The organism is Streptococcus sp. SK140, from assembly GCF_000259525.1.
GTDB lineage: Bacteria > Bacillota > Bacilli > Lactobacillales > Streptococcaceae > Streptococcus.
The window spans coordinates 32,475-54,522 of sequence record NZ_AJML01000039.1; the positions used below are offsets into that span (position 1 = coordinate 32,475).

Consider the following 22,048-nt stretch of genomic DNA (forward strand, 5'->3'; position numbering starts at 1 on the left):
CATATCTTATCTCCCTTCTTTATATTTTGGTAAACTGACACGTGTGAAAAATCCATCACGACTTTCAAATTGAAGCTGTCCTCCTAGTATGGAAATACGCTCCATCATCTGTTTGAGTCCATAACCATAAGTTAAGGTTTCAAACCCAACTCCATTATCTTGCAAAGCGATCAAATAATTCTCTTTATCCTCAAAAAAATGGAGTTTTAGCTGGCTGGCGTGACCGTGGCGAACCGCATTGGTCATAGACTCTTGAATCACACGAAAGATCGTATCTTCAATCATGACATCCATATCGACATCTACCCATTCATAGTTTAGATCAACTTGTAAGTTGGAAAGAATTTGATACTCGCGGATGGTCTTTTCTAAAGCATCTTTGAGAGTTCGTCCCTCAAGGGCTCCCGGACGAAGACGATTAAGAGAACCTCTCACATCTTGGATTCCTTCACGGACCACTTCTGATACGTTTTTCACCTGCTCTTTTGCCCGATTTGGATCGATATCGATCAAGACCCCAACAGCATCTAAACCTGCTGAGATGCCTGTTAGTGCGTGCCCCAGAGTATCATGAATCTCACGAGCAATCCGCTTACGCTCCCGATCCTCTGCAATCTTCTCAGACAAGGCCATATAATTGTTCAACTCCGTATTAACCTTGGACACCATGGCCAATTCTTCCTCTACTTCGTGGTTCTCCGCAAGGACGTTCATAATATAAAACAAAAGTGAAATAATGAAGAGTACCATATTCGAAGCATAAAGGGAATTCTTTAAGAAAAAGGCCAGAATGCGGATAGATTCAGGATAAAAATGAATATAGACATCTAAGGACGGAATCGGGAAGAAAAGCGAAAAGACATCTGAATTTGTCACAAGGAGCATCAAAAAGCTCACTAGGATAAAGGCAAACCAATACTTCCGATCTCTCTTGGTATTCAACTCTTTGGAACCATAGAAGATATCCGCAAAAACCAAGAGAATGAGCCCGTTATAAGCTACATTTTGAACCCACATCAGAAGCAGCATCAGGAGAATCTCCAGAATATTCCTCTTATCAAAAATAGACCATCGACTCGTTTGAGGCAGATATCGACTCATCGATATCAAAGCAATCCCAGCAAACAAAACTGCAGACAACCAAAAAGTCGTAGATGGAGCAAAGGGAATACGCTCTAGGCGCTCTAATAATAGAGAAGCTTGGCGTTGAGCTATGATATAGTTGGTTGCTTGAAGATAGATGATACTGTTTAGCATAACAGCGATAAAATTGACGACCATAAGAATGGCCAAACTGTATCGAACACCTCTAAACTTTCTCATTACTGCCACCCATTCACATCAAACTGATCAATGTTTTCCTTTGTCATCATTTCAACTGGAATGCTCACCTCTTTGGTATAGCTCTTCCCTTCAGCAATATCTTGAATGACCTCCATCACGCGGTCTCCCATCTTCAAAGGAGACTGAGCAACGGTTCCCACAACATCATCCGTCGAGTGCAACAAAGATTTCATATCTGGTGAACCATCGATTCCATAAATCGCAATGGGGTAAGTTATTCCTTGCTCCTTAATTGCAGCCAGAGCTCCTATAGCTGAGCGGTCATTTAAGGCAACCAAGGTATCAATTTCAACCCCTGATTGTAAAAAATTCTGGACAGCCGGCATAGCAATCTCCGTCTGCCCCTTGGTTTCCAGTTCCGAAACAATCTGATAAGAACTGTGCCCCTCAATAGTGTCTTTAAACCCCTGAATCCGCGTATCTGCTGAAACAGTCCCCTTATGTTCCAAAAGGAGGACCCGAGCACTAGAAGAACGTTTCATCAACTCTTTAGCAATCAATACTCCCGCTTGGTAGTTATCGGATACAATACTTGCATCTGGCTTAAAATTCTTCAGTTGGGTATCGACCGCAATGATTTTAATTCCTTGTTTTCTAGCTTTTTCAAGAGCAGTTAAAATTGACTGGCTATCCCCCTTGACCGGATTGATCACTATCATATCAACTTTTTGAGCACAAAAATCATCAATCTGTTGGCTCTGTCTTTCTTCGTCCAATTCTGGATCTCGGACGTAAACAAGAGCTCCTCTTTCATCGGCAATTCGACTAATTTCCGAATGAATACTTTTATAGAACCCATTGTTCATGGTCATATAGGTGACACCAATTTTAGTCTGATCCTTGATGCCACTTGTTTGACAACGACCGAAAACCCATAATAGAACACAGACCACTGGAATCAGCAGTAATAGACGCTTTATCAGCCATTTCAACAATTCTATTTTCTCTTTATTTTTCGTCAAATTTCATTCCTTTTCTGAAAATTTTGAATATATATTACTTTATTCTACTACTTTTTCAAAAAAAGTGCTTGATTTTATTGTACAAGTGCATTTATTTGACCTATCTTAAGAAGTAATTTCCGAACAATAACACAAAAAACAATAGAAAAAGCTGGTCTATAGGCGAACCAGCTCTTCTATTTGATTGATATTAAAATGGAAGTTCCTCTTCTTCCAAGACCAAATCTGCCAAGTCTTGTCCTGCATTATTTTCACGCATAGCACGTTGGGCGCGACTTTCTAAGAGTTGGAAACCTGTACAGAGAACTTCTGTTACATAGTTGGTCTGGCCATTCTTCTCAAACTTACGGGTACGAAGTTCCCCATCCACAGAAATGAGACTGCCTTTGCTACCATAACTTGCCAAGGTTTCAGCCAATTTGCCCCAGACCACAATATTGATGAAGTCTGCTTCACGTTCCCCATTTTGATCTTTATAACGGCGATTCACTGCGATAGTTGCTCGTGCAACAGACTTGTCATTGTTGGTTTTGTGCAATTCTGGTGTAGACGTCAAACGTCCAATCATAATAACTTTATTATACATTTTTCATCCTCCTACTTATCTATTCGAAGGAAATCAAAAAAAGTTACAAAATTTGTAACTTTTTTAAAATAATGTTAGTCTCTATGAATCATAAATCCAGTTGCTTGTTGATTGGCCATGATGGTCATATCTGTAATTTGCACACGACGTGGCTGACTGGTCACATAAACTACAGCATCTGCGATGTCTTGTGCCTGCAAAGCTTCGAGTCCCTGATAGACCGTTGCAGCCCGTTCCTCATCTCCATGGAAACGGACCTTAGAAAAGTCAGTCTCTACAATACCAGGCTGAATGGTTGTCACCTTGATATCCGTTGCGATGGTATCAATCCGTAGTCCATCTGAAAATGTTTTGACTGCAGCCTTGGTTGCTGAATAGACTGCTGCACCAGCGTAAGCGTAAATACCTGCGGTTGAACCCATATTAATGATATGGCCTTGATTTGCAGTCACCATAGAAGGCAAGAGACAACGAGTAACAGCCATCAAGCCCTTGACATTGGTATCCAGCATGGTCAGCATATCCAACTCTTCATAGTCCTGATAGGGTGCTAAACCTAAAGCAAGTCCAGCGTTATTGACCAAGATATCAATCCGTCCTACAGTTTCTAGAATTTCTGAACAAACAGTCTTAACCATTGTCATATCGGTCACATCAAGGGGAAAGGTCCAGACTTTTTGATTTGGAAAGGCTTCTGCGAACTCAGTTTTGAGAGCTTCAAGTCTTTCTCTTCGACGCCCTGTGAGAACGATATTCTCACCTTTTTCTAGATAGGCGCGCGCAATTGCTTCACCAATTCCTGATGTTGCACCTGTAATCACTACATTTTTTGCCATCTTACTTTCTCCTATCTAGTTTAATAGATACTAGTTACAAATTAAGCTGTCCAGTGTTTAGCCGGATCGAACGGAGTCCCAACAACTTGGTCGTCTGACAGTTCAATGACACCACGTTTTTGTGGAGCATTTGGCAAATGCAATTCACGAGGACTACACATCATACCAAAGCTCTTTTCCCCACGAAGTTCCCCTGGGAAAATGAGATTGCCTTTTGGCATCATTGCTCCTGGAAGAGCTACAATGGTTTTCAAACCAAGACGCGCATTTGGAGCACCTGCCACGATTTGCACTGTCTTATCATTTCCAACAGCAACTTGGCAGATATTCAAGTGGTCACTATCTGGATGTGCCACCATCTCTACAATTTCTCCAACCACAAATTTCGGTTCCTTGTCATTGATAATCTCTTCGGTAAAATCTTGAGCTTGCAATTCTTGGTTCAAACGAACTACTTGGTCGTCAGTTAAAAAGACTTGCCCGCGCTCAGCGATTTCAAACATGCTAGAAACTTCAAAAATGTTCCAAGCAACAGTTTCACCTGTTTCCTTTAGGAAAACACGCGCCACATTGCCTTTACGTTCAACATCTAGTTTAGCATCGCCACTGTTTTTCACGATGACCATAAGGACATCACCGACATGTTCTTTGTTATATGTAAAAATCATTCTTTCTTTTCTCCTATTTTAATCCTGCTAAAAAGTCGTTAATTTGTGCCTTGGTTTTACGGTCACGATTGACAAAGCGTCCAATCTCCTTGTCCTTATCTAAGACAACAAGACTTGGAATCCCGTAGACATCCCAAAGTTTGGCTAAGTCCATGTACTCATCACGGTCTACTCGTATAAAGGTAAACTCTGGATTTGACTCTTCAATCTCTGGCAATGCAGGGTAGATATAACGACAATCGCCACACCAATCCGCAACAAAAAGGAAGACCTTCTTGCCATCCTGTTCAACTAGATTAGCTAGTTCTTCCAAACTATGAGGAATTATCATAAGACTTCCTCCTCATAGATAAGATCTTCATCTTCATAGACAAAGGTATAGTGACGACCATCCTCAAAAATGACACCACCAACGAGACGTTCTAGGCTACTTTCATACACTTGGACATAGAGAGTCGCTATCTCACCCATCTCTGAAAAGGAGTCACGCACAATAGCGGTCAACTCTTCCTGCGTTTTCATGAGTTTGTGATCATCGGCTACTTTCTTAGCTCCAAAAGCAAGTGCTCCGAGGCCTACTAATGCCAAACCTGTTTTAATGATATTTTTCGTTTTCATGCTAACATTGTAACACAAAAAGATAAGTAGGACAAATCGTGAATGCTATTTTCGTTTGAACTATAGTTCCTCATTTCAAGAAATATTGACTCCTATCTCCTCCTATGGTACAACACCTCAAAGTAATGATTTACTTATCTATAAAATTCTAAGGAGACTCTATATGAACAAAGAAAGTTATTTTGACGGTGGATTACTCAGCTTTATTGGGCACTCAATTGTCGCTTTTTTCATCATCGCCTTAACTCTAGGAATTGCCACACCTTGGGCCGTTTGTTTTATGCAAGATTGGAAAATCAGACATACTGTCATCGATGGTCAGCGTTTATACTTTGATGGAACTGGCGCCCAGTTATTTGGAAATTGGATCAAATGGTTCTTACTGACGATTATCACTCTTGGAATCTATTCATTTTGGTTAAAAATAAAAACAGAACAATGGATTACCAAACATACCCATCATATGTAAAAAGTGCGGTTTATAGACCACACTTTTTTTATAGCTCTTAATAATGTCTCTCACCAAACAAATCCTCTGGCAATTCATGGAAACCCTTGCCTGCCTTGAAGTTTTCAAATTTGCCTAGCAAGAACTGGTAAGCATCCAAGCGGCTTTCATAGCGAATCATGGCATCTTTAGCACGCTCATCTTGATCTTCTTCATAGACCTTTTGGCTTTCCTTGAGCGCCATATCATTAATCATGATTTGGGTATTAACCCAAGCTTCAAATTCTTTCATAAATTCTTGTTCGTAACTCATTTTTTCTCCTTATTCTAATCCACGGAAATAGTCTGTATCAATCTCACGGTAAGGCTGGATATCCTGAACATACTCCAATACACCTTGAAATTCTCCATTTTTATCGTGTACTGCAGCATAGGTGATATGGACAAACTTACCTCGTGACTCGGACTTGAACCACATCTCATACTTGTCCTTGACCCCGTCACGAAGACCTTTCATAATGGTCTTTACCTTATCAAGGTACTTGGGCGGGTGACAAAGCTCAACATTTCGCCCTACTTGAGAAGGTGTCCGCTTGAAAATCATCTCATCTGCTGGCGTATTGTCATTGTAATACTGGAAAATATCATCCTTATTAACAAAGGTAATTTCCATTGGCAGATGGTTGAGAATAAGATTAGCCTGCTCGACTGAGAGATAGCCATTACCGAAAGCCTGTTGGCTATGGCGGTCCAGCACTGCTTCCTTTTCCTTAGGTGTGAAGGTGATGGTAAACTGACCTTCTGGCGTATCGATAACCTTCTGAACTTGGCCTTCTGCTGCGTCTAGTTGCACGGGCTCTTCTGCACTCTTTTCCTCAACAAAGCTTTTACGTTCTGGCACCCATTTTTCAGAAGGTCGGATGATAGCATAACCATAAGCATCACTTTCCTCGGCAATCTGAATCCAGTCATCCTGGGTAAAGGATTCGAGTAGAATCATGAGGAGGATGGATTCTTCCTTGAAAATCATACTTTCAAACTCTGTCGCAAAAGCTTCAAAAGCTTCCTTTACAGTGCTAATGGACACTTCTGGTAGGGACTTGGCTGTCGCCAGGGCTTTCTGAAAAAGTTCCCTGATCTGGTCATCGACTCCCCACATGACTTTTGGTGGTGAATCATGTCCATAACGCTCCATAATAGGAAAGAAGAGTTCTTCCTTACGCTGGTAGTGACGGTCAAACTGGCCTACAAGCCCCATCTGACGAACCAAACCCTTACGCATTTCCGCCAGCATTTCCTCGTCTTCCATAGACTCATATGTATCTAATAATCTACGAACACGAATCAAGGCAGCACGAAGGGCTAGATTTTCATCCTTAAAGACACGCACGGGATGACCTGGATGCTCGGTATCTTCAACTTCGATACCCTTAACAGCATTTTTAAAGAGATTGGCATGGACATCACAGAGCTCCATGACGTCTTCAAATGTCACACCTGAGTCAGAGTTCATCAACTCATGCTCCATGAGAGAAATCTCGATAGCTGATACACCTGTAAAGGTCGCATCAAAGCGCTCCTGAACGGATTCAGGTGAGGCTCCATTATGCAATTCTAATAAAATATCCCGTAGGACATGAATTCGTTCATCTGCCATTAGTCTAATCCAATCACTTCGTAACCATTTGCTTCCAGTGTGCGTACAATCTTATCCATAGGAGTTCCCTCCAGCTTAGACCCCTGTTTGAGCGATACTTTTCGTCCGACTGTATTTCGCATCAAGGGATTTGCAAGAGGTTTAAAACCAAGTTCTACTAGGATATCTAAAACTTCTGGATGTTTGTCCACCACTTCCGCAACAGGAATAGATACATCAATGATATTGTCCATCATAACCTCCATCATATTCTCTAACAGTTTTTTCTTTTTTATTATACCACAAGGGCAAAGATTAAAAAACTAGCAATAGAAGACTTGCTAGTTTATTTCGTATTACTTCATTATTTCTAATTATATAGACTCTTACTAGTAAAACCTCAAAGTCTTATCCTTACCATGATCATCAGAGAAGTTTGAAAAACCAGTCTATGATCTTGAAAAGAATCTTATAAAACAACAATTGGAAGGCGAAAGAGATTAGGAACCAGAGAATTTTTATCAGACCAACAATTGGTGTTATAAAAAGAAGAGTAAAGAATCTCCAAAAAGATTTCATTCTTTATCCTCCGGCTTCATCAACCAAGTAGCTGTATCCATAAGCTTATCTACGAGAACTAATTTCGCCAAACTAACGACTGTGTTTTCATCTTTTTTTATGGTTTCTGCAACTTTTAAAGCTTGGGTTGTAAGAAGATAATTGCCATAAGTTTTGGCCAATACTTTTATGATCCCCATGTCAATCTCCTTCGATGATTTCAACCTCTTTTTGGATAGTGGCAACATCTCTTTGATATTGTGCTTCATCGTAGTTAATCAATTTGGACAATTCTTTTTGCAATCTTTCTCCCATGGGTTTCATGGTCGCAAAGGTTAAGCCACCTGATAGGACTCCACCTAAGATAGGGATAACTTTCCCCATCCCCTTAGCCAATCCTCCCTTGGTCAGATTCACTCCAAAGATTTTCAGAACTTTTTCCAAAATTGGATACCAAAGAGTCTTTGTCAAAGCCTTTCTGTTTACAATTTTCATCACTTGCTTAGCAACTGAAACACCACCAGAACGAAGTAGAGCGCCCGCACCATTTACTCCCAACATCACTCCCAGATAGAGCAAGAGGGTATTTTTAGCTTCTTCGCTCAGCTCATTTCGCGAAGCCCAGAGATCATCGTAGCCGTAAATATAGCCTAGCTCCTGGGCTAGTTTTAATGAAAATGCGTAAAACTGGGCTACATCTGTCGGAATGGTAACTGCCATGGCAATACCTCCAGGCAAACCTGCTAAAACAGATGTCCCACTTGCCAGTAAAACACTGTCTTTAATACAGGCATTGGCCACTCGATCTAAGGTTTCCTGAGGTAATAAAGCTGTCGGCCCTTCTTCCAATAATCTAGGAATATCCTTTGAAGCCACTTCCTTAGAGAATTTATCCATTAAAAATTTTGACCGGTTCACTTTGACGACAGGAAGTTTTACTACCTGTTGCAACACTTGCATCGCCACATCTTCTTTAGCCATCTCTATCTCCGTTTTTCATTCATATCAAGCTTTATCTTATCATATTTATGGAATAAATGATATTTTCAAGATCTATTTTATTTCCTTGATTTCTACTCATCTAATCTGATTAGACAACGACCTACTTATAGACACACAAAAAAGAGGGTTGCCCCTCTTTCTTATACTCAATGAAAATCAAAGAACAAACTAGGAAGCTAGCCGTAGGTTGCTCAAAACAGTGTTTTGAGGTTGTGGATAGAACTGACGAAGTCAGTAACCATACCTACGATAAGGCGACGCTGACGTGGTTTGAAGAGATTTTCGAAGAGTATTAATTTTTATCCAGATTGCGTAACATCTCGTCAATCTTATAAATCCATAATTTCTTTTTTCTTTCGATTAAACTCTTCCTGAGATAATATATCTGCATCTAAAAGTGATTTGAGTTTAGTTAGAGCTTCGATTTGCTCATCAAAAGATAAACTTGGTTTAGTTGCTTTTTCATCTAACTGTTGTGCCATATTCATACCAAAAATCATCCCCGCACCATCTCCTAGCCCATGTTGTTCGATCCCTGATGCGACTTTTTGTTGTGCAGCAATATTAGAAGCTTTCTGCGATACATCATCAAAGGCCTTTAAATTCATCTTATTTGATGAAAAGTTCTTAACTAATTCCTTAGATTCTGGTGAGAATTCTATATTAGCAATAGCAACTTTTATAATTTCAAACCCAAAACGATCTTTCCAAGTACCAGCATACTGTTCATCATTCGATACTTGTTCTGCAAGTACTGATGCTTGTGATGGTAGTTGTGAGATACGATAAGTTGTTGATAACGAATTAAGGGCAACGGTAAAGGATTGAAGAAATTCCGTGACTATCTGAGCCCTTGCTTGAGCACTATCAAAGCTATAGTAGGTTACATTTGCAGGAAGGAAATTTTTTACAAACTTGATAGCATCCGTAATTTGAATAGAAAAAGTTCCAAAAGCGCGTACTTCTAAGTCTGTTCCATAAAACAAGTCGTTATACATAACCGGACCACGAGTACCAAACCTAATATCGCGAATTTCTCTCAAATTGACAAAACAAATCTGTTTTTGCTGATCACTTTGTCCGCCAAATCCAACACGATTAACAACATTATCAAACAGTGATTTTTTTATCCCATCACCATTAAAAACACTACTCTCCCCATTTTGATATTCATATCCACCTGGTTCAGTGATAATTTCTTCTATTCCAGACTGACTAAAAATAAAAGCAGCAGTATTTTCAGGAATAAATATCTTAGACCCATTTGAAATGACACCTATAGACCCTTGACTATTAACTCCTCTACCATTATTGCTGACTTGAAGAACACCCGGACTTACAGCTGTATGTTCATCAAAAGCCTGAACTGTAATAATCTCCTTCCATTGATCTGCAAAAGTACCACTAATTGAATCTGTAAATGCTTTAATTATTCCCATATTTCATCTCCTACAAGGTCTGTTCCATATCACAAAAACTACATTTGACAGTTTGTTTTACGGTTCCAGACAGAGGAGCTCCACAAAAACTGCATTTAGTAGATAGTTTCTCTGGTTCTGCATCCTTAATACCAAGCCCTGCTTTGAAAGTGTCAAACGTATCTTTTAGAGTCTCTGCCAAAATTTCTACACCAAATAAGCTATTATCACCCAAGGTTGCAAAGTTGCTTGTATCACCAGAGATTAATTTAATAATATTTGTTGCCCACTTTTCAGTATCCTTAGTATTAGAGAATGAGAAGATAACTTGTCCACCATTATAATAGATTTCTAATCGTTTCATACCATTGGATTTTGTAACTGAAACTTGTGGTTTCCCCTCAAAAACCTTAATTTGGTTAATTGGTATAATAGTTTGATCTTTTTTTCCTCCAAAAATACCTTTTTTGATATGTATCAAGTGTAGATTTGTTAAAATTAATTCATCTGTAGACAAACCATTTTTCCCAAAACTCACATGATCACTATTCATAACCATGTATTCATGAGGTAACAATTGATAGTCCATCCCGAACTCCATTCTTATTTTTAAAGACTAGCTTTCCATTGTTCTACTTGTTCGTGTAGAGAATCACGATATTCCTTTAAAAACTTAATTATTTCCTCTTTTCCTTGAATAGGTGCTTTCTTCAATGGACCATATTGTTTTTTCTGTTCTTCCATTTCTTTTTTAGTACTATCTTTTAATTCTTGGATAGAAGCACTATCTTCTAAAACAGTTCCCTTAAAGGCTTCATCTGCTTCGGTATAGTAATTATTAACAATTTTCTCATACATAGTCAAATAATCTTCATAAGTTTTGATAGATTCAATTGTCTCATCACTGACATCTTGTGGATTAAAGTCACTAGAACCTAATTTATCTTTTGCTTTATCTAAAAATCCTTTTTTCCCAGAACTTTCTGTTTTACTATCACTAGATGAATTACTTGTTTTTTCAGACAGAGAACTACAAGCAACTAGAGTAGAAACAGACAGACATAATAAAGCTAAACGACAAACTTTTTTTACATTATTCATTAATAGAATCTCCTTTTATTTATGAAATTATCATATCATATTTCCTAAAAAAAAAAAGCATTTTCTGATTAGCAAACATTTTATAAATACAGAATCTCATTTTTAAAAGAATATTTTTCCATTTTAAATTCCAGCTATTTTCCACACAAAAAAGAGGGTTGTCCCTCTTTCTGCTTAATTTTTATCCAGATTGCGTAGCATTTCGTCAATCTTGTTTCCATATTCGATGGATTCGTCTTTGACGAAAGTTAAGTCTGGAATTTTGTACAATTTCAAATTGCGACCAAGTTCACGTTTGATAGTGCCAGTTGCTTTTTCAAGCCCGACTTGAGCTTTCTGATTATCTGAGGCAAGATTACTCAAAATAGTGTAGTAAACCTTAGCCATAGATAAATCACCTAGCATCTGAACATCAGTGATAGTCACACCTTGGACACGCGGATCACGGACTTTCTTTTGCAAAATCTCATTGACTTCGCGCTTGATTTCCATGCCCACACGATCCGTACGGAAATGATTTGCCATGCTTTTTCCTTTCTCTCAATTGAACCAAAAGCTAGGCCAGCAGACCTAGCTTTGTCTAGTAGATAGAGGAACTAGAGCCATTTGAATCTAGGAAACAAGCCATAGATAGAACTAAGGGTTCATCAAGGCGTTGTTGACGACGAGTCAAATCGGCTATTGTTTCTCTATTATCTCTTGATTTCTTCCATGATATAAGCTTCAATCACATCATCCATCTTGATATCATTGTAGCCATCAATCATGAGACCACCTTCACGGCCGTTTGTAACTTCTTTAACGTCATCTTTATAGTGTTTCAAGCTAGCTAGGGCACCATCGTAAATAACGACACCATCACGGATGACACGGACTTTAGAGTCGCGAGTAACTTTACCGCTGGTAACCATAAATCCACCGATTGTTCCCACTTTAGATACCTTGAAGGTTTCGCGGATGATTGCTTCACCGATAACTTTTTCTTTAAATTCTGGGTCAAGCATCCCTTTCATAGCTTCTTCCATCTCTTCGATAACCTTGTAGATGATGCTGTGGAGACGGATTTCTACATCGTCAGCTTCTGCTTGTTGACGAGCTTGTGGTGTAGGACGCACGTTGAAACCAACGATAAAGGCATTTGAAGCTTCGGCAAGAGTCACGTCAGATTCATTGATAGCACCTACTGCTGAGTGAACAATAGTTACTTTAACGCCTTCCACATCAATCTTTTGAAGTGATGCAGAGAGAGCTTCAACAGAACCTTGTACGTCGGCTTTGATGATGACGTTAACAGACTTGAGTTCTCCTGCTTTAAGGGTATCAAAGAGGTTTTCAAGGCTGACACGTTGAGTAGCTTGACGTTGCTTCATAAGAGCACGTTTAGCACGTTCTTCACCAGCTGCACGCGCAGATTTTTCATCTTCGTAAACAGCAAAGTGGTCACCTGCCATTGGCGCTTCATTCAAACCAGTGATCGATACTGGTGTTGATGGGCCTGCAACCTTCACACGACGTCCAAGATCGTTAGTCATAGCACGGACACGTCCAAAAGTATTTCCGACAACGATTGGATCTTGGACATTCAAAGTACCTTGTTGAACAAGAAGGGTTGCAACTGCACCTTTTCCTTTATCCAAACGAGCTTCAATAACAGTACCGATGGCACGAACTGTTGGATCAGCTTTGAGCTCTTGAATTTCAGCCACAAGTAGAACAGTTTCCAAGAGTTCATCGATATTTTGGTTGAACTTGGCTGAGATTTCTACGAACTCAGAATCTCCACCCCAAGCTGTTGACATAACACCATGTTCAGCCAATTCACCGATCACACGTTCTGGGTTAGCACCTGGTTTATCGATTTTGTTGATAGCTACGATGATTGGAACATTAGCCGCTTTTGAGTGGTTGATGGCTTCGATAGTCTGAGGCATTACCCCGTCATCTGCCGCTACGACCAAGATGGTAATATCGGTAACAGAAGCACCACGCGCACGCATAGAAGTAAAGGCCGCGTGTCCTGGTGTATCAAGGAAGGTAATCTTCTTACCATTTTCTTCGATCTGATAAGCACCGATATGCTGAGTGATACCACCAGCTTCTCCCGTAGCAACACGAGAATTACGAAGGGTATCCAAAAGGGTTGTTTTACCATGGTCAACGTGTCCCATGATCGTTACAACTGGTGGACGCTCTACGAGTTCATCTTCATTGAGATAACCCTCTTCAGCAAAGAAACGTTCGATATCAGCATTGTCCACCTCAACCTTTTGTTTAGCTTCAATACCGTAATCTACCATGAGGAGTTCGATTGTTTCACCGTCCAAGGACTGGTTTTGTGTCGCCATCACACCCATCATGAAGAGTTTCTTAACAATCTCAGCTGGTTCGCGTTTGATACGTTTTGCGATTTCCGCAACGGTCATACCATCTGTATATTCAAATTCTGTTGGCAATTCATGGAACTTACGCTCTGTAACAGGTTTTGGTGCCTGATTACGGTTATTTTGCTTATTGCCTTTTTTATTCTTTTTGTTATTGTTCCAGTTACTATTTCTTTGATTTCTCACTTGATTTTGACTACTTCGATTCTTTTGTTGTTTTCTAGGACCATCTTCTTCGTGATCGTAATCATCACGATCTTTGTCTGGTCGGGCTTGTTTCTTACGACGTGTATCCACTACAGGTTCTTTAGCTGCAGGAGCTACTTCAACCACTGGTTGAACTGGCTGCGCTTGTTCAGCTAACTTAGCAGCTTCTTCAAAGATTTCCTCAGGTTCCTTGCGTTTGTTTGCTTGAGCCAAGGCTTCTTTGGCAGCTTGAGACTGCTTGAAGCGTTCCTCACTTGAACGAGCATATTCTGCATTTTGCTCTGCTTTTAGAGCAGCTGCACGGGCTTTAAAGTCAATACGTGGTCCAGACTGATTTGGACGTTTGTCCTCTTGCTGACGACGATCATTCCCACGATTTTGCTGACCTTGTTGTTTTTTACCTTGATCATTGAATCGACGGTTGTCACGATTGACTTGACCTTGTTTGCCACCATTACGGTTATCATTTTTTTGACGATTCCCATTTTGCTGGTGGTCACGGTTATTACCCTTATTTTGCTTGCGTCGTTCAGCCTGCTCTTTTGCACGTGCTTCACGCTCAGCCTTAAAGTTTCGACTCTGCGGTTTTGCTGGTGCCACTTTTTCTTCTTTAGGGGCAACAGCTGCTGCTGGTTTTGCCTCTTCCTTAGTGACAACTGGTTTTGGAGCCACAGGTTTCGATTCTACCTTTGGAGCAGGAGCAGGTTTAAAACTTGCTACGATTTTTGAAGCAGCTGCTTCCTCCACACTTGATGAGTGGCTTTTTACATCCAAGCCCAACTCTTTTGCACGCGCTACAACTTCTTTACTTTCTTTTCCAAGTTCTTTTGCGATTTCGTACAATCTTTTCTTAGACAAATCATGTCCTCCTCTTCTATTCCATAAGAGACCTCATTTTCTTTGTAAATCCAGCATCTGTCACAGCCAAAACTTTTCTTGATTTTCCGACTGCTATGCTTAATTCCAGTGTTGAAAACACGGTAATAACTTCTACTTGATAATAATGACTTTTATCCTGAATTTTCTTGGCCAGGTTGGGACCAGCATCATGGGCGAGAAATACCAGTTTTACTTTCTGGTCTTGGATAGCCTTGACGACCATTTCTTCACCCGAGATGATTTTCCCTGCTCTCTGAGCAAGTCCCAAGAGATTAGCAATTTTTTGTTTATTCAAGTCCTAACTCTCTTCTTTTCACTTTGTGATCGACATAGGCAATCAACTCGTCATAAAAGCTTTCTTCAACTTCCATACTAAAGCTACGGTTAAAGACTTTTTTCTTTTTGGCCTCAAGGGCTTCTGCATTGTCTAGCTTGATATAAGCACCACGACCATTAGCCTTGCCTGTCGGGTCGATAAAGACCTGTCCCTCTTTGTTCTTGACAATACGGAGTAAATCGCGTTTATCAATCACTTCATTGGAAACCACAGACTTGCGCAAAGGGATTTTTCTAGTTTTCATCTTCCCCTCCTCTGATCAGCTTTTATTCTTCGACCAATTCGTCTGTTTCTACCTGGTCAGCTTGTTCTGCTGCTTCCATGGCTTCAAACTCACTTGCAGACTTGATATCAATACGGTAGCCTGTCAAATGAGCTGCCAAACGAACGTTTTGTCCACGACGACCAATCGCAAGAGAAAGCTTGTTATCTGGCACAACGACCAAGGCACGTTTACTGTCGTTTTCATCAAAGATAACTTGGTCAACTTCAGCAGGAGCGATAGCGTTGTAGATAAATTCAGCTGGATCTGCTACCCATTCGATAACGTCGATGTTTTCTTCGATTGGAACCATACGGTCGCTCTTGGCATCGTAGCGAGCTGGGTGGAATTTGCTAGTGATTTTCTTGATGTTAGCACCACCACGTCCGACGATTGTCCCGATCGCATCCACGTTTGGATTGTGGCTACGAACAGCAACCTTGGTACGGTCACCTGCTTCACGAGCTACGCTCATAATCTCAACTGTTCCGTCATAAACTTCAGGAATTTCTTGTTCCATTAAGCGTTTGATCATTTCTGGATGGCTACGGCTTACAAAGACATTCACTCCACGAGGATTGTCTTCAACCTTGTAGACATAAACTTCGATACGATCGTGAGAAGCAAAGACTTCTCCAGGAATTTGGTCTTGTTTTGACAATTGAGCTTCGATGCTGCCAAGGTTGACATAGATAAAGCGATTGTCGAAGCGCTCCACTGTACCTGACATGATTTCTTGTTCATGCTCTTTGTAAGTGTTGTAGGTGATAGCACGTGTTTGCTTGCGCATTTTTTCCATGATGGTTTGTTTTGCAGACTGGGCTGCTACACGACCAAACTCACCTGGTGCTTCTTCAAATTTAATCTTGTCCCCAAGCTCGTAAGCTGAGTTAATGGCAAGAGCATCTTTCAAGCTGATTTCCAAACGGCTATCAAATACTTCATCAACAACTTCACGAACAGTATAAACTGTAAAGTCACCTGTCTTTTCGTTGAAATCAATGGCTACACTATCAGACTGCCCATAGCGTCTGCGATAGGCTGAACGAAGTGATTCTACCACTGCATCAATGATGTCTTCTTTTTTGATTCCCTTGTCTTCTTCCAAAATGCGGAAGGCCTCTAGCATTTCTTTACTCATCTTCTATTCACTTTTGAATCTTCAAAAGCTTCCTTTCTTTTACTATAATTTTACTGCTAAACGTGCTTTTGATACCAAACTGTATGGGATTTGGACTGTTTTCTTACGAGTCTTGTCCATATATTCCATAGTCAACTCATCCTCTTCAAAGGCTAGCAAGGTTCCTTCAAAGACCTTTTGCTTATCGATGGCTTGGTAAAGTCCAACATGGATGTATTTCCCAACCGCTCCAGCGACTGCTTCCTTGGTTTTCAAAGGACGCTCCAATCCTGGACTGGTAATTTCTAGGAAATATTGTTCTGGGAAGGGATCTGGCTTGATAGTATCTAGGACAGGACTGATAATCTCTGTCAAGTCCGCTGTGTCGTTCAAGGTAATTCCCTCTGGTTTATCTACAAAAATACTAAGAATCATGTCACTGCCAATCTTTCCGTACTCGATATCCACGAGTTCAAAGGGAGCTTCAATGACAGGTTCTACGACTTCTCTGACTAATTCTACGATAGTTGCGATTGCGTCCACCTCCTCATAAGCAAGAGGCGAAGATATTTCCCCGCCTCACTTTCTCATATTCTTACTTACAGTATAACACTTTTGACTACTTATGTAAAGTATAAGCACTCAGAAGGCTTGATTTTAAGCTTTTTCTTAAAATTCTGCCTCAACTCGGTAGATAACTTGACCCTTACTTGAGAATTTTTGTTCATATTCTGTCATGACATTGCCTTCAAAGTCGCTGGCGTGCAAATCTAACCAAACGCCATTGAGCTTCATGCCATATTGAGAAAAACTCACTAGGCTATATTCAAACAAGCCACGGTTATCTGTCTTGAAATGAATCTCACCGTGTTCAGGCAAGATACGCTTGAAGGTATCCAAGAAACTCTTATAGGTTAGACGACGCTTTTCATGGCGTTTTTTAGGCCACGGATCTGAAAAGTTCAGGTACAAACGATCAATCTCACCATCTTCAAAGTAGTCGGTCAAATCTGAACCATCAACCCACAACAACTTGATATTGGGTACAGCAACTTCCAAGACCTTGTCCAAGGCATAGCTCAAAACAGACTTTTGAATATCAATCCCGATATAGTTGATATTAGGGTTTTGCTTGGCCATACCTGTCACAAAAGCACCCTTACCACTACCAACCTCAACATGGATAGGATTGTCATTTCCAAATAAATCTCGCCATTTCCCTTTGGCTTCTAAAGGATTTAAGACAACATACTGAGGATTAGCCTCTAGTAATTCTGTTGCCCCTTTACGATTTCTAACTCTCATCTCTTCTTTCCATACTTGTCACGGAAGATACGCAAAGCATAAATCTCCCGATTGACATTTTCTAGATCTTCATTTGTATAATATTTGGCAATCTGGCTCAAGAAGGATAACTGAGCATACCAAAATAGTTTGTTGATGACTGTTTGGTTGTATTTGTAACCGTAATAAGTCAACCACTCTTTCCACTGATAGTCTGGAATATAGTGACATAGCATATGCGCTACATCAAACATGCGATCCGTTAAACGAACGGAATCCCAATCCACTAAATAAACAAGACCGCTCTCTGTCTCAATCCAATTACTATGTCGTACATCTCCATGAACGATCGTTGCATAATCTTCCCTAAAGTTTGGCAAACTTCCTCGCAAATCCTCTACTACCATTCTTAGATATTGATTGTTCTTCAAGGATTCTGGAGCATCTTTTAACCAAGCCTGAAGCAAGTCAAAAGGTGTTTCTAAAGAATAGCCTAAACGAGTCAATTGCGTCATCAAAGGACGCGAACGATGCAAGCGGCTCAAAATATTGATAATCTGCTTGCGATTCATATCATAAGGGGTCAAAATTTTACCATTCAACCATTCTTGGGCACACATATCACGCCCATCCGATAAACGGCGAGTCCATAATAATTGAGGAGCGATTTGTTCCTTGGCTAAACCAGGTAGGATTGGAGAGGTGTTCATTTTAATAAAGACGCGCTTCCCATCAGGGTAGCTTCCCATATAAGCTTTTCCGCTTTTCCCAGGTATAGGGGTCAGCGTTAGCTCAATATCACCCAAGTCCATTTCTTTCCTCCGTATAAAGTTTCCTTACTATTCTACTAGTTTTTAGGCTATTCGTCAACCAGTCCAGACCTGATTCTCAAATAAAAGCCCTTTATCCAATTTTGTTAAAAGAAAAAGGCAAGCAGAGAGATCTGCCTAGCCTTGCTCATTCAATTTTTTTAGCAGAAAATTGTAAGGAAAAAATCTATGCTTAATCTGATAATTCAAGCTTTTAACTGGTTCTCATCATGCAAATACCCTATGTAAAAAAGTCATGATAAATGGTAAGTTTGCGATGATATTATTAACAATATGAATCGTATAAGAAGGATAGATAGTCTTGGTATAGCGTGTCAAACCACCAAAAATACAGCCAACTGCTGTATAAACCAGAAGGTCTAGTAGACTAGGAAAACTTGAAAAATGAGGTAAGGCGAACAAAACCGATGGGAATAGAATATCCAGTCCCCATCTTGAATTCTTAAAGAAGGCATGTTGAAGTAGTCCCCTACATACCAATTCTTCCATCAGAGGTCCTAGTACTATTAAGGTTAGGTAAACTCCGAACTCTGCAAAATTGGTCTCACTATAAGCAATAAACAAATTCCAACCTTCGTTTGTCCCCTGAACATGTTTAGCTGTCAGATAGTTAAAGCTTATAAGAACGACAGCTGCTAACATCGTCAGAACAGAATAACTCACCCACTTTTTCCTAGGGATACGAAAGAGATAAGCATGGCCCGATCTAACCAAGAACCACATCATCAAACCGATAAAGAGAAGACTGATGATGTTTCGAATCCAGATAAGATTTCCTACCCAAGACGAGAACTCCCAATAATTTCTCCAAAATTGGGTTGTCCAAGACAACCCGAAAAACAAAAATAAATAGAAAAGAACTGCACTCGTTTTGAAAAGAATAGAATATTTTTTCATAGAAACTCCCTAATAGCTTTGCTATCGTAACTGCCACTAATTATCATTTAATCCTCCAGCATTCAGTCTCGGTAGTTCTCACTAAACCTTTGACAAGCCAATACTTCTATCCGTAGTATACTTTTGTTGCTGTTCGAAACTGTACCTAGTTAGTCACTCGTTTTCCGTCAGGTTACAGCCAATCTTTTCAAACAAGAATACCTCATCCCTTTTTGACCCGATCATTTTATAAAACTTGATACTCTCGATGAAAAGCCTTGGCAGATACCACTCTATGATTTGTGAGGTCAAGATAATCTCCTGGATAGCCAAGGACATACATACTATAACCAGCAAAACCTCCTCCTGCCGTTCCGACTAGACCAATTTTGAGATTGGTTACAAGAGAAGACTGAAGTCCTGCCATTAAAATTCGGACATGATTGTCTAGCCATACTATGTAATTCTTTTGCAAGGCGTCTTCTACCCAACCTGGTTTAGGAGTATCTTTACCAACTTCCCAAACTTCTACTATTTGATTTTTATATTTTGCTTGCATCTTTTTAATCTTTCTTTTAGGACTCTCACAGGGTTTTTATGTTCTTCTTACCTGGTCTATGTTTTACCAGACTATAGATCGTAACAGGGGTACTTACCAGTACAAGAACATTTCTCCAGAGTTCTGTTGAAATCATGAGTACTCTTATACAAAGAACAAGAGATAGCAATATTATTACAACTCGGGCAAATAAATCTAACAATTCGACATACTTTTTCATTTGATTCCTCCATCTATTGATTTCACATCTACCAGGTCAGTTCCCTAGTCACTATGATGCCAACTGATCATCCTCTACATTCCTTTGTAAATTTAACCACTGTCAACTACTAGAAGAATGATAAACAATTGTAACAAATATGGACTAAGATAGGCACCGATAGATTTTGACTCTTTTTATAAGCAAAGCCCAGCATCAAACCTCCAAATAGATAATAGATAAATGAAGGAACATCATAAGGAGCATGCAGGAAAGAGAAGAGAGAGGCAGTCAGTATAAGCCCCAACCAAGAATTTTCAAAAACCGCACCTTGAAGGATACCTCTGAAAACAAATTCCTCCAGAATAGGCCCAAAAACTGTCACGCTTGCAATAAAGGATAAGGAAATTCCTGTACCAGTAGCCTCAAGGTGTTGATATCCAGCACCAGAAGATACTGTAAAAAAACTATAATAACCTATATTTACCAGCACACAAATAAGAAAGCTTCCAATAAAAAGTAGAATTTCTTTCTTCGTTAACCTTCTTAGCGAAACCATATCAAACCATTTCGCATAGGCAACACTCAGTGAAATCCAGAAAGTCTTTGCTATAATAAATAGGTACTCGTTTAGAAAAAAATCTCCTTGATTGATGGTATAGCCTACTGTAGTAACTATTATAAAGGCTAAAAATCCAACAAACACAGCATGACATTTATTAAAAATGGCCATAAACACAACCTCTCTCCTATTTAGAATCATCAAAATAAGGATGCAAGAATTTTGCATTTTACAGATGATCCTTAGCAGATATTAATTTGAAACTATTCATTCTATTTAGATGATCCATTACAGACCTATAAAACTTCTATGTTCAAGATTCAAAGTGGCTTTTTCTCCATTTTTTATTGAACTGAACGAAGATATAAACCGAAGCAAAGTATGCTAGTGCATCCATTACATAATACCACTCATTTCCCCTAAGCGGATAAAGACAAGTTTGCATGATTACATACAAGATGACAATCGTAATTATTTTTTTCGCCATAAGAATCACTCCTTTATTTCAGTTTAGCATTGATATCCTTGTAACTTTTACACACTCAGTATAGCACTGCTTTTTTAGGTTTTGCATCCAAATCTTAAATGGTCATCAAAAACTCTTAAATTGCAAGAACTTTTCTTAAAAAGACCAGCAGTCTGAAAACACTGCCTGTAAGTCCTTTTTGTGAGCTTACTTTTTATAATACTTCAAACCCCAAATGAGCAACAGCATGATGATTAAGCAGAGAACAGAAGCAATATAACCAATCAGTTGTTGATAGAATTCTGCCGCCGTCATACCTCTATACAAACCGATAATAGACATAAAACCTGTCAATCCGATGAACATGAGTTGATTGGTTCTAGGATTGACCAACTCATCATCTTCAAACTTTCTCACTCTCATTTCCCTAGTGAGATAAACAATCACCAAAATAGAAGCCAAGTTAACAACCACTAAAAGCAATTGAAAAACTAAGGAAAATTGCAAAAACTGACGAGAGAGAAATAAATAAGTAGAGATCAGTACAGGTAACTGACCTAGGAACAATCTCGCAAGGAAGATGTTCTGTTTTTTAGCAAGAAAAGTTTTCATTTCTTTACTTCTTTCTTTTTAATGATAGCAAAATAGATCATAACTGCAATCAGATAGGCTATGGTATAAAATAGCTGATATCAAATACTCCCCCCAAGCGGAGACATGATTAGATACAAGATGAAAATGACAAGTATTTTTTTCTTCATAAGATTTCCTCATAAATATTTGTTGAGCAAGAACCTTTACACTCTTAGTATAGCACTCCTTTTGACCTTAATTTCCCCAAATCATGAATGGTCATCGAAACATCCTAAATTGTAGAAAAAATAAAAAGCAAGCAGGGAAAACATGCTT

Annotated in this window: 28 protein-coding genes; 1 reads left to right on the forward strand and 27 read right to left on the reverse strand. The window is 39.5% G+C overall.

Annotated features, from left to right (window positions below):
• Positions 1–6: 6 nt before the first annotated feature.
• The 7 genes from HMPREF1116_RS10060 to HMPREF1116_RS10090 all read right to left on the reverse strand — a co-directional run bounded on the left by HMPREF1116_RS10060 (position 7) and on the right by HMPREF1116_RS10090 (position 5,014).
• Positions 7–1,323, reverse strand: coding sequence for a sensor histidine kinase (locus tag HMPREF1116_RS10060; protein ID WP_001224944.1), 1,317 nt, complete (start codon positions 1,321–1,323; stop codon positions 7–9).
• Positions 1,323–2,306 carry a substrate-binding domain-containing protein gene (locus tag HMPREF1116_RS10065; RefSeq protein ID WP_000164670.1) on the reverse strand — a complete coding sequence of 328 codons (984 nt, stop codon included), beginning with the start codon at positions 2,304–2,306 and terminating at the stop codon, positions 1,323–1,325. Before HMPREF1116_RS10065 ends, HMPREF1116_RS10060 begins: the two co-directional genes overlap by 1 nt.
• A gap of 190 nt (positions 2,307–2,496) precedes the next feature.
• Complete coding sequence (locus tag HMPREF1116_RS10070) at positions 2,497–2,892, reverse strand: single-stranded DNA-binding protein (protein ID WP_000282453.1); 396 nt, start codon at positions 2,890–2,892, stop codon at positions 2,497–2,499.
• 74 nt (positions 2,893–2,966) lie between these two features.
• Positions 2,967–3,728: an SDR family NAD(P)-dependent oxidoreductase gene (locus HMPREF1116_RS10075; protein WP_001107739.1), complete on the reverse strand. Its 762-nt coding sequence runs from the start codon at positions 3,726–3,728 to the stop codon at positions 2,967–2,969.
• A 41-nt stretch (positions 3,729–3,769) separates the two neighbouring features.
• Complete coding sequence (gene ytpR / locus HMPREF1116_RS10080; RefSeq protein ID WP_000578300.1) at positions 3,770–4,396, reverse strand: YtpR family tRNA-binding protein; 627 nt, start codon at positions 4,394–4,396, stop codon at positions 3,770–3,772.
• A 13-nt stretch (positions 4,397–4,409) separates the two neighbouring features.
• Positions 4,410–4,727: a thioredoxin family protein gene (locus tag HMPREF1116_RS10085; protein ID WP_000586527.1), complete on the reverse strand. Its 318-nt coding sequence runs from the start codon at positions 4,725–4,727 to the stop codon at positions 4,410–4,412.
• The gene (locus tag HMPREF1116_RS10090) at positions 4,724–5,014 is read right to left on the reverse strand and encodes a DUF4651 domain-containing protein (RefSeq protein WP_000850670.1); all 291 of its coding nucleotides are present in this window, start codon (positions 5,012–5,014) and stop codon (positions 4,724–4,726) included. Before HMPREF1116_RS10090 ends, HMPREF1116_RS10085 begins: the two co-directional genes overlap by 4 nt.
• A gap of 163 nt (positions 5,015–5,177) precedes the next feature.
• Between HMPREF1116_RS10090 and HMPREF1116_RS10095 the strand changes: the two genes are divergently transcribed.
• Complete coding sequence (locus tag HMPREF1116_RS10095; RefSeq protein ID WP_001031486.1) at positions 5,178–5,483, forward strand: DUF6693 family protein; 306 nt, start codon at positions 5,178–5,180, stop codon at positions 5,481–5,483.
• A gap of 37 nt (positions 5,484–5,520) precedes the next feature.
• Here the strand turns inward: HMPREF1116_RS10095 and HMPREF1116_RS10100 are convergent, their stop codons facing one another.
• The 20 genes from HMPREF1116_RS10100 to HMPREF1116_RS10200 form a co-directional block, all read right to left on the reverse strand.
• Positions 5,521–5,775, reverse strand: coding sequence for a DUF1912 family protein (locus HMPREF1116_RS10100; protein WP_000119716.1), 255 nt, complete (start codon positions 5,773–5,775; stop codon positions 5,521–5,523).
• A gap of 9 nt (positions 5,776–5,784) precedes the next feature.
• Positions 5,785–7,119 carry a DUF438 domain-containing protein gene (locus HMPREF1116_RS10105; RefSeq protein ID WP_000752903.1) on the reverse strand — a complete coding sequence of 445 codons (1,335 nt, stop codon included), beginning with the start codon at positions 7,117–7,119 and terminating at the stop codon, positions 5,785–5,787.
• Complete coding sequence (locus HMPREF1116_RS10110; protein ID WP_000368732.1) at positions 7,119–7,352, reverse strand: DUF1858 domain-containing protein; 234 nt, start codon at positions 7,350–7,352, stop codon at positions 7,119–7,121. Before HMPREF1116_RS10110 ends, HMPREF1116_RS10105 begins: the two co-directional genes overlap by 1 nt.
• A gap of 321 nt (positions 7,353–7,673) precedes the next feature.
• The gene (locus tag HMPREF1116_RS10115) at positions 7,674–7,856 is read right to left on the reverse strand and encodes a hypothetical protein (protein WP_000511389.1); all 183 of its coding nucleotides are present in this window, start codon (positions 7,854–7,856) and stop codon (positions 7,674–7,676) included.
• A 1-nt stretch (position 7,857) separates the two neighbouring features.
• Positions 7,858–8,637 (reverse strand): hypothetical protein, encoded by a 780-nt coding sequence (locus HMPREF1116_RS10120; RefSeq protein ID WP_001040188.1) that lies wholly within the window; start codon positions 8,635–8,637, stop codon positions 7,858–7,860.
• Between the two features lie 350 nt (positions 8,638–8,987).
• Entirely contained in the window at positions 8,988–10,097 is a 1,110-nt protein-coding gene (locus HMPREF1116_RS10130; protein ID WP_000511358.1) for an SPFH domain-containing protein, read from the reverse strand.
• A 10-nt stretch (positions 10,098–10,107) separates the two neighbouring features.
• Positions 10,108–10,665, reverse strand: coding sequence for a hypothetical protein (locus HMPREF1116_RS10135; RefSeq protein WP_000386256.1), 558 nt, complete (start codon positions 10,663–10,665; stop codon positions 10,108–10,110).
• A gap of 20 nt (positions 10,666–10,685) precedes the next feature.
• Positions 10,686–11,177 (reverse strand): hypothetical protein, encoded by a 492-nt coding sequence (locus HMPREF1116_RS10140; RefSeq protein ID WP_001067002.1) that lies wholly within the window; start codon positions 11,175–11,177, stop codon positions 10,686–10,688.
• A gap of 174 nt (positions 11,178–11,351) precedes the next feature.
• A complete protein-coding gene (gene rbfA / locus HMPREF1116_RS10145) occupies positions 11,352–11,702 on the reverse strand; it encodes a 30S ribosome-binding factor RbfA (protein WP_001273596.1) in 351 nt (116 codons plus the stop codon).
• A 167-nt stretch (positions 11,703–11,869) separates the two neighbouring features.
• Complete coding sequence (infB, locus tag HMPREF1116_RS10150) at positions 11,870–14,623, reverse strand: translation initiation factor IF-2 (protein WP_000039184.1); 2,754 nt, start codon at positions 14,621–14,623, stop codon at positions 11,870–11,872.
• Positions 14,624–14,639: 16 nt separating this feature from the next.
• Positions 14,640–14,939, reverse strand: a complete 300-nt coding sequence (locus HMPREF1116_RS10155; protein ID WP_001041383.1) for a YlxQ-related RNA-binding protein — start codon at positions 14,937–14,939, stop codon at positions 14,640–14,642.
• On the reverse strand, positions 14,932–15,225 hold the full coding sequence (gene rnpM / locus HMPREF1116_RS10160; RefSeq protein WP_000857562.1) for an RNase P modulator RnpM: 294 nt from the start codon (positions 15,223–15,225) through the stop codon (positions 14,932–14,934). The genes HMPREF1116_RS10155 and rnpM overlap by 8 nt, the downstream gene beginning before the upstream one ends.
• Positions 15,226–15,247: 22 nt before the next feature.
• Positions 15,248–16,384, reverse strand: a complete 1,137-nt coding sequence (nusA, locus tag HMPREF1116_RS10165) for a transcription termination factor NusA (RefSeq protein ID WP_000032287.1) — start codon at positions 16,382–16,384, stop codon at positions 15,248–15,250.
• 42 nt (positions 16,385–16,426) lie between these two features.
• Positions 16,427–16,906: a ribosome maturation factor RimP gene (gene rimP, locus HMPREF1116_RS10170; protein ID WP_000338687.1), complete on the reverse strand. Its 480-nt coding sequence runs from the start codon at positions 16,904–16,906 to the stop codon at positions 16,427–16,429.
• Between the two features lie 126 nt (positions 16,907–17,032).
• Complete coding sequence (gene trmB / locus HMPREF1116_RS10175) at positions 17,033–17,668, reverse strand: tRNA (guanosine(46)-N7)-methyltransferase TrmB (protein WP_001266101.1); 636 nt, start codon at positions 17,666–17,668, stop codon at positions 17,033–17,035.
• Positions 17,665–18,459, reverse strand: a complete 795-nt coding sequence (gene ccrZ, locus HMPREF1116_RS10180; RefSeq protein WP_000362994.1) for a cell cycle regulator CcrZ — start codon at positions 18,457–18,459, stop codon at positions 17,665–17,667. Before ccrZ ends, trmB begins: the two co-directional genes overlap by 4 nt.
• A 225-nt stretch (positions 18,460–18,684) precedes the next feature.
• On the reverse strand, positions 18,685–19,374 hold the full coding sequence (locus tag HMPREF1116_RS10185) for a CPBP family intramembrane glutamic endopeptidase (protein ID WP_000760899.1): 690 nt from the start codon (positions 19,372–19,374) through the stop codon (positions 18,685–18,687).
• Between the two features lie 226 nt (positions 19,375–19,600).
• Positions 19,601–19,912, reverse strand: a complete 312-nt coding sequence (locus HMPREF1116_RS10190; protein ID WP_001148182.1) for a hypothetical protein — start codon at positions 19,910–19,912, stop codon at positions 19,601–19,603.
• Between the two features lie 329 nt (positions 19,913–20,241).
• The gene (locus HMPREF1116_RS10195) at positions 20,242–20,844 is read right to left on the reverse strand and encodes a CPBP family intramembrane glutamic endopeptidase (protein WP_000974185.1); all 603 of its coding nucleotides are present in this window, start codon (positions 20,842–20,844) and stop codon (positions 20,242–20,244) included.
• Positions 20,845–21,346: 502 nt separating this feature from the next.
• On the reverse strand, positions 21,347–21,751 hold the full coding sequence (locus tag HMPREF1116_RS10200) for a hypothetical protein (RefSeq protein WP_000846937.1): 405 nt from the start codon (positions 21,749–21,751) through the stop codon (positions 21,347–21,349).
• Positions 21,752–22,048 lie beyond the last annotated feature (297 nt).

Coding starts and splice junctions, on each gene's coding strand:
- HMPREF1116_RS10060 (WP_001224944.1), bottom strand. CDS start 1,323: ATGAGAAAGTTTAGAGGTGTTCGATACAGTTTGGCCATTCTTATGGTC.
- HMPREF1116_RS10070 (WP_000282453.1), bottom strand. CDS start 2,892: ATGTATAATAAAGTTATTATGATTGGACGTTTGACGTCTACACCAGAA.
- HMPREF1116_RS10075 (WP_001107739.1), bottom strand. CDS start 3,728: ATGGCAAAAAATGTAGTGATTACAGGTGCAACATCAGGAATTGGTGAA.
- ytpR (WP_000578300.1), bottom strand. CDS start 4,396: ATGATTTTTACATATAACAAAGAACATGTCGGTGATGTCCTTATGGTC.
- HMPREF1116_RS10085 (WP_000586527.1), bottom strand. CDS start 4,727: ATGATAATTCCTCATAGTTTGGAAGAACTAGCTAATCTAGTTGAACAG.
- HMPREF1116_RS10090 (WP_000850670.1), bottom strand. CDS start 5,014: ATGAAAACGAAAAATATCATTAAAACAGGTTTGGCATTAGTAGGCCTC.
- HMPREF1116_RS10095 (WP_001031486.1), top strand. CDS start 5,178: ATGAACAAAGAAAGTTATTTTGACGGTGGATTACTCAGCTTTATTGGG.
- HMPREF1116_RS10100 (WP_000119716.1), bottom strand. CDS start 5,775: ATGAGTTACGAACAAGAATTTATGAAAGAATTTGAAGCTTGGGTTAAT.
- HMPREF1116_RS10105 (WP_000752903.1), bottom strand. CDS start 7,119: ATGGCAGATGAACGAATTCATGTCCTACGGGATATTTTATTAGAATTG.
- HMPREF1116_RS10110 (WP_000368732.1), bottom strand. CDS start 7,352: ATGGACAATATCATTGATGTATCTATTCCTGTTGCGGAAGTGGTGGAC.
- HMPREF1116_RS10115 (WP_000511389.1), bottom strand. CDS start 7,856: ATGGGGATCATAAAAGTATTGGCCAAAACTTATGGCAATTATCTTCTT.
- HMPREF1116_RS10120 (WP_001040188.1), bottom strand. CDS start 8,637: ATGGCTAAAGAAGATGTGGCGATGCAAGTGTTGCAACAGGTAGTAAAA.
- HMPREF1116_RS10130 (WP_000511358.1), bottom strand. CDS start 10,097: ATGGGAATAATTAAAGCATTTACAGATTCAATTAGTGGTACTTTTGCA.
- HMPREF1116_RS10135 (WP_000386256.1), bottom strand. CDS start 10,665: ATGGACTATCAATTGTTACCTCATGAATACATGGTTATGAATAGTGAT.
- HMPREF1116_RS10140 (WP_001067002.1), bottom strand. CDS start 11,177: ATGAATAATGTAAAAAAAGTTTGTCGTTTAGCTTTATTATGTCTGTCT.
- rbfA (WP_001273596.1), bottom strand. CDS start 11,702: ATGGCAAATCATTTCCGTACGGATCGTGTGGGCATGGAAATCAAGCGC.
- rnpM (WP_000857562.1), bottom strand. CDS start 15,225: ATGAAAACTAGAAAAATCCCTTTGCGCAAGTCTGTGGTTTCCAATGAA.
- nusA (WP_000032287.1), bottom strand. CDS start 16,384: ATGAGTAAAGAAATGCTAGAGGCCTTCCGCATTTTGGAAGAAGACAAG.
- trmB (WP_001266101.1), bottom strand. CDS start 17,668: ATGAGAGTTAGAAATCGTAAAGGGGCAACAGAATTACTAGAGGCTAAT.
- ccrZ (WP_000362994.1), bottom strand. CDS start 18,459: ATGGACTTGGGTGATATTGAGCTAACGCTGACCCCTATACCTGGGAAA.
- HMPREF1116_RS10185 (WP_000760899.1), bottom strand. CDS start 19,374: ATGAAAAAATATTCTATTCTTTTCAAAACGAGTGCAGTTCTTTTCTAT.
- HMPREF1116_RS10190 (WP_001148182.1), bottom strand. CDS start 19,912: ATGCAAGCAAAATATAAAAATCAAATAGTAGAAGTTTGGGAAGTTGGT.
- HMPREF1116_RS10195 (WP_000974185.1), bottom strand. CDS start 20,844: ATGGCCATTTTTAATAAATGTCATGCTGTGTTTGTTGGATTTTTAGCC.
- HMPREF1116_RS10200 (WP_000846937.1), bottom strand. CDS start 21,751: ATGAAAACTTTTCTTGCTAAAAAACAGAACATCTTCCTTGCGAGATTG.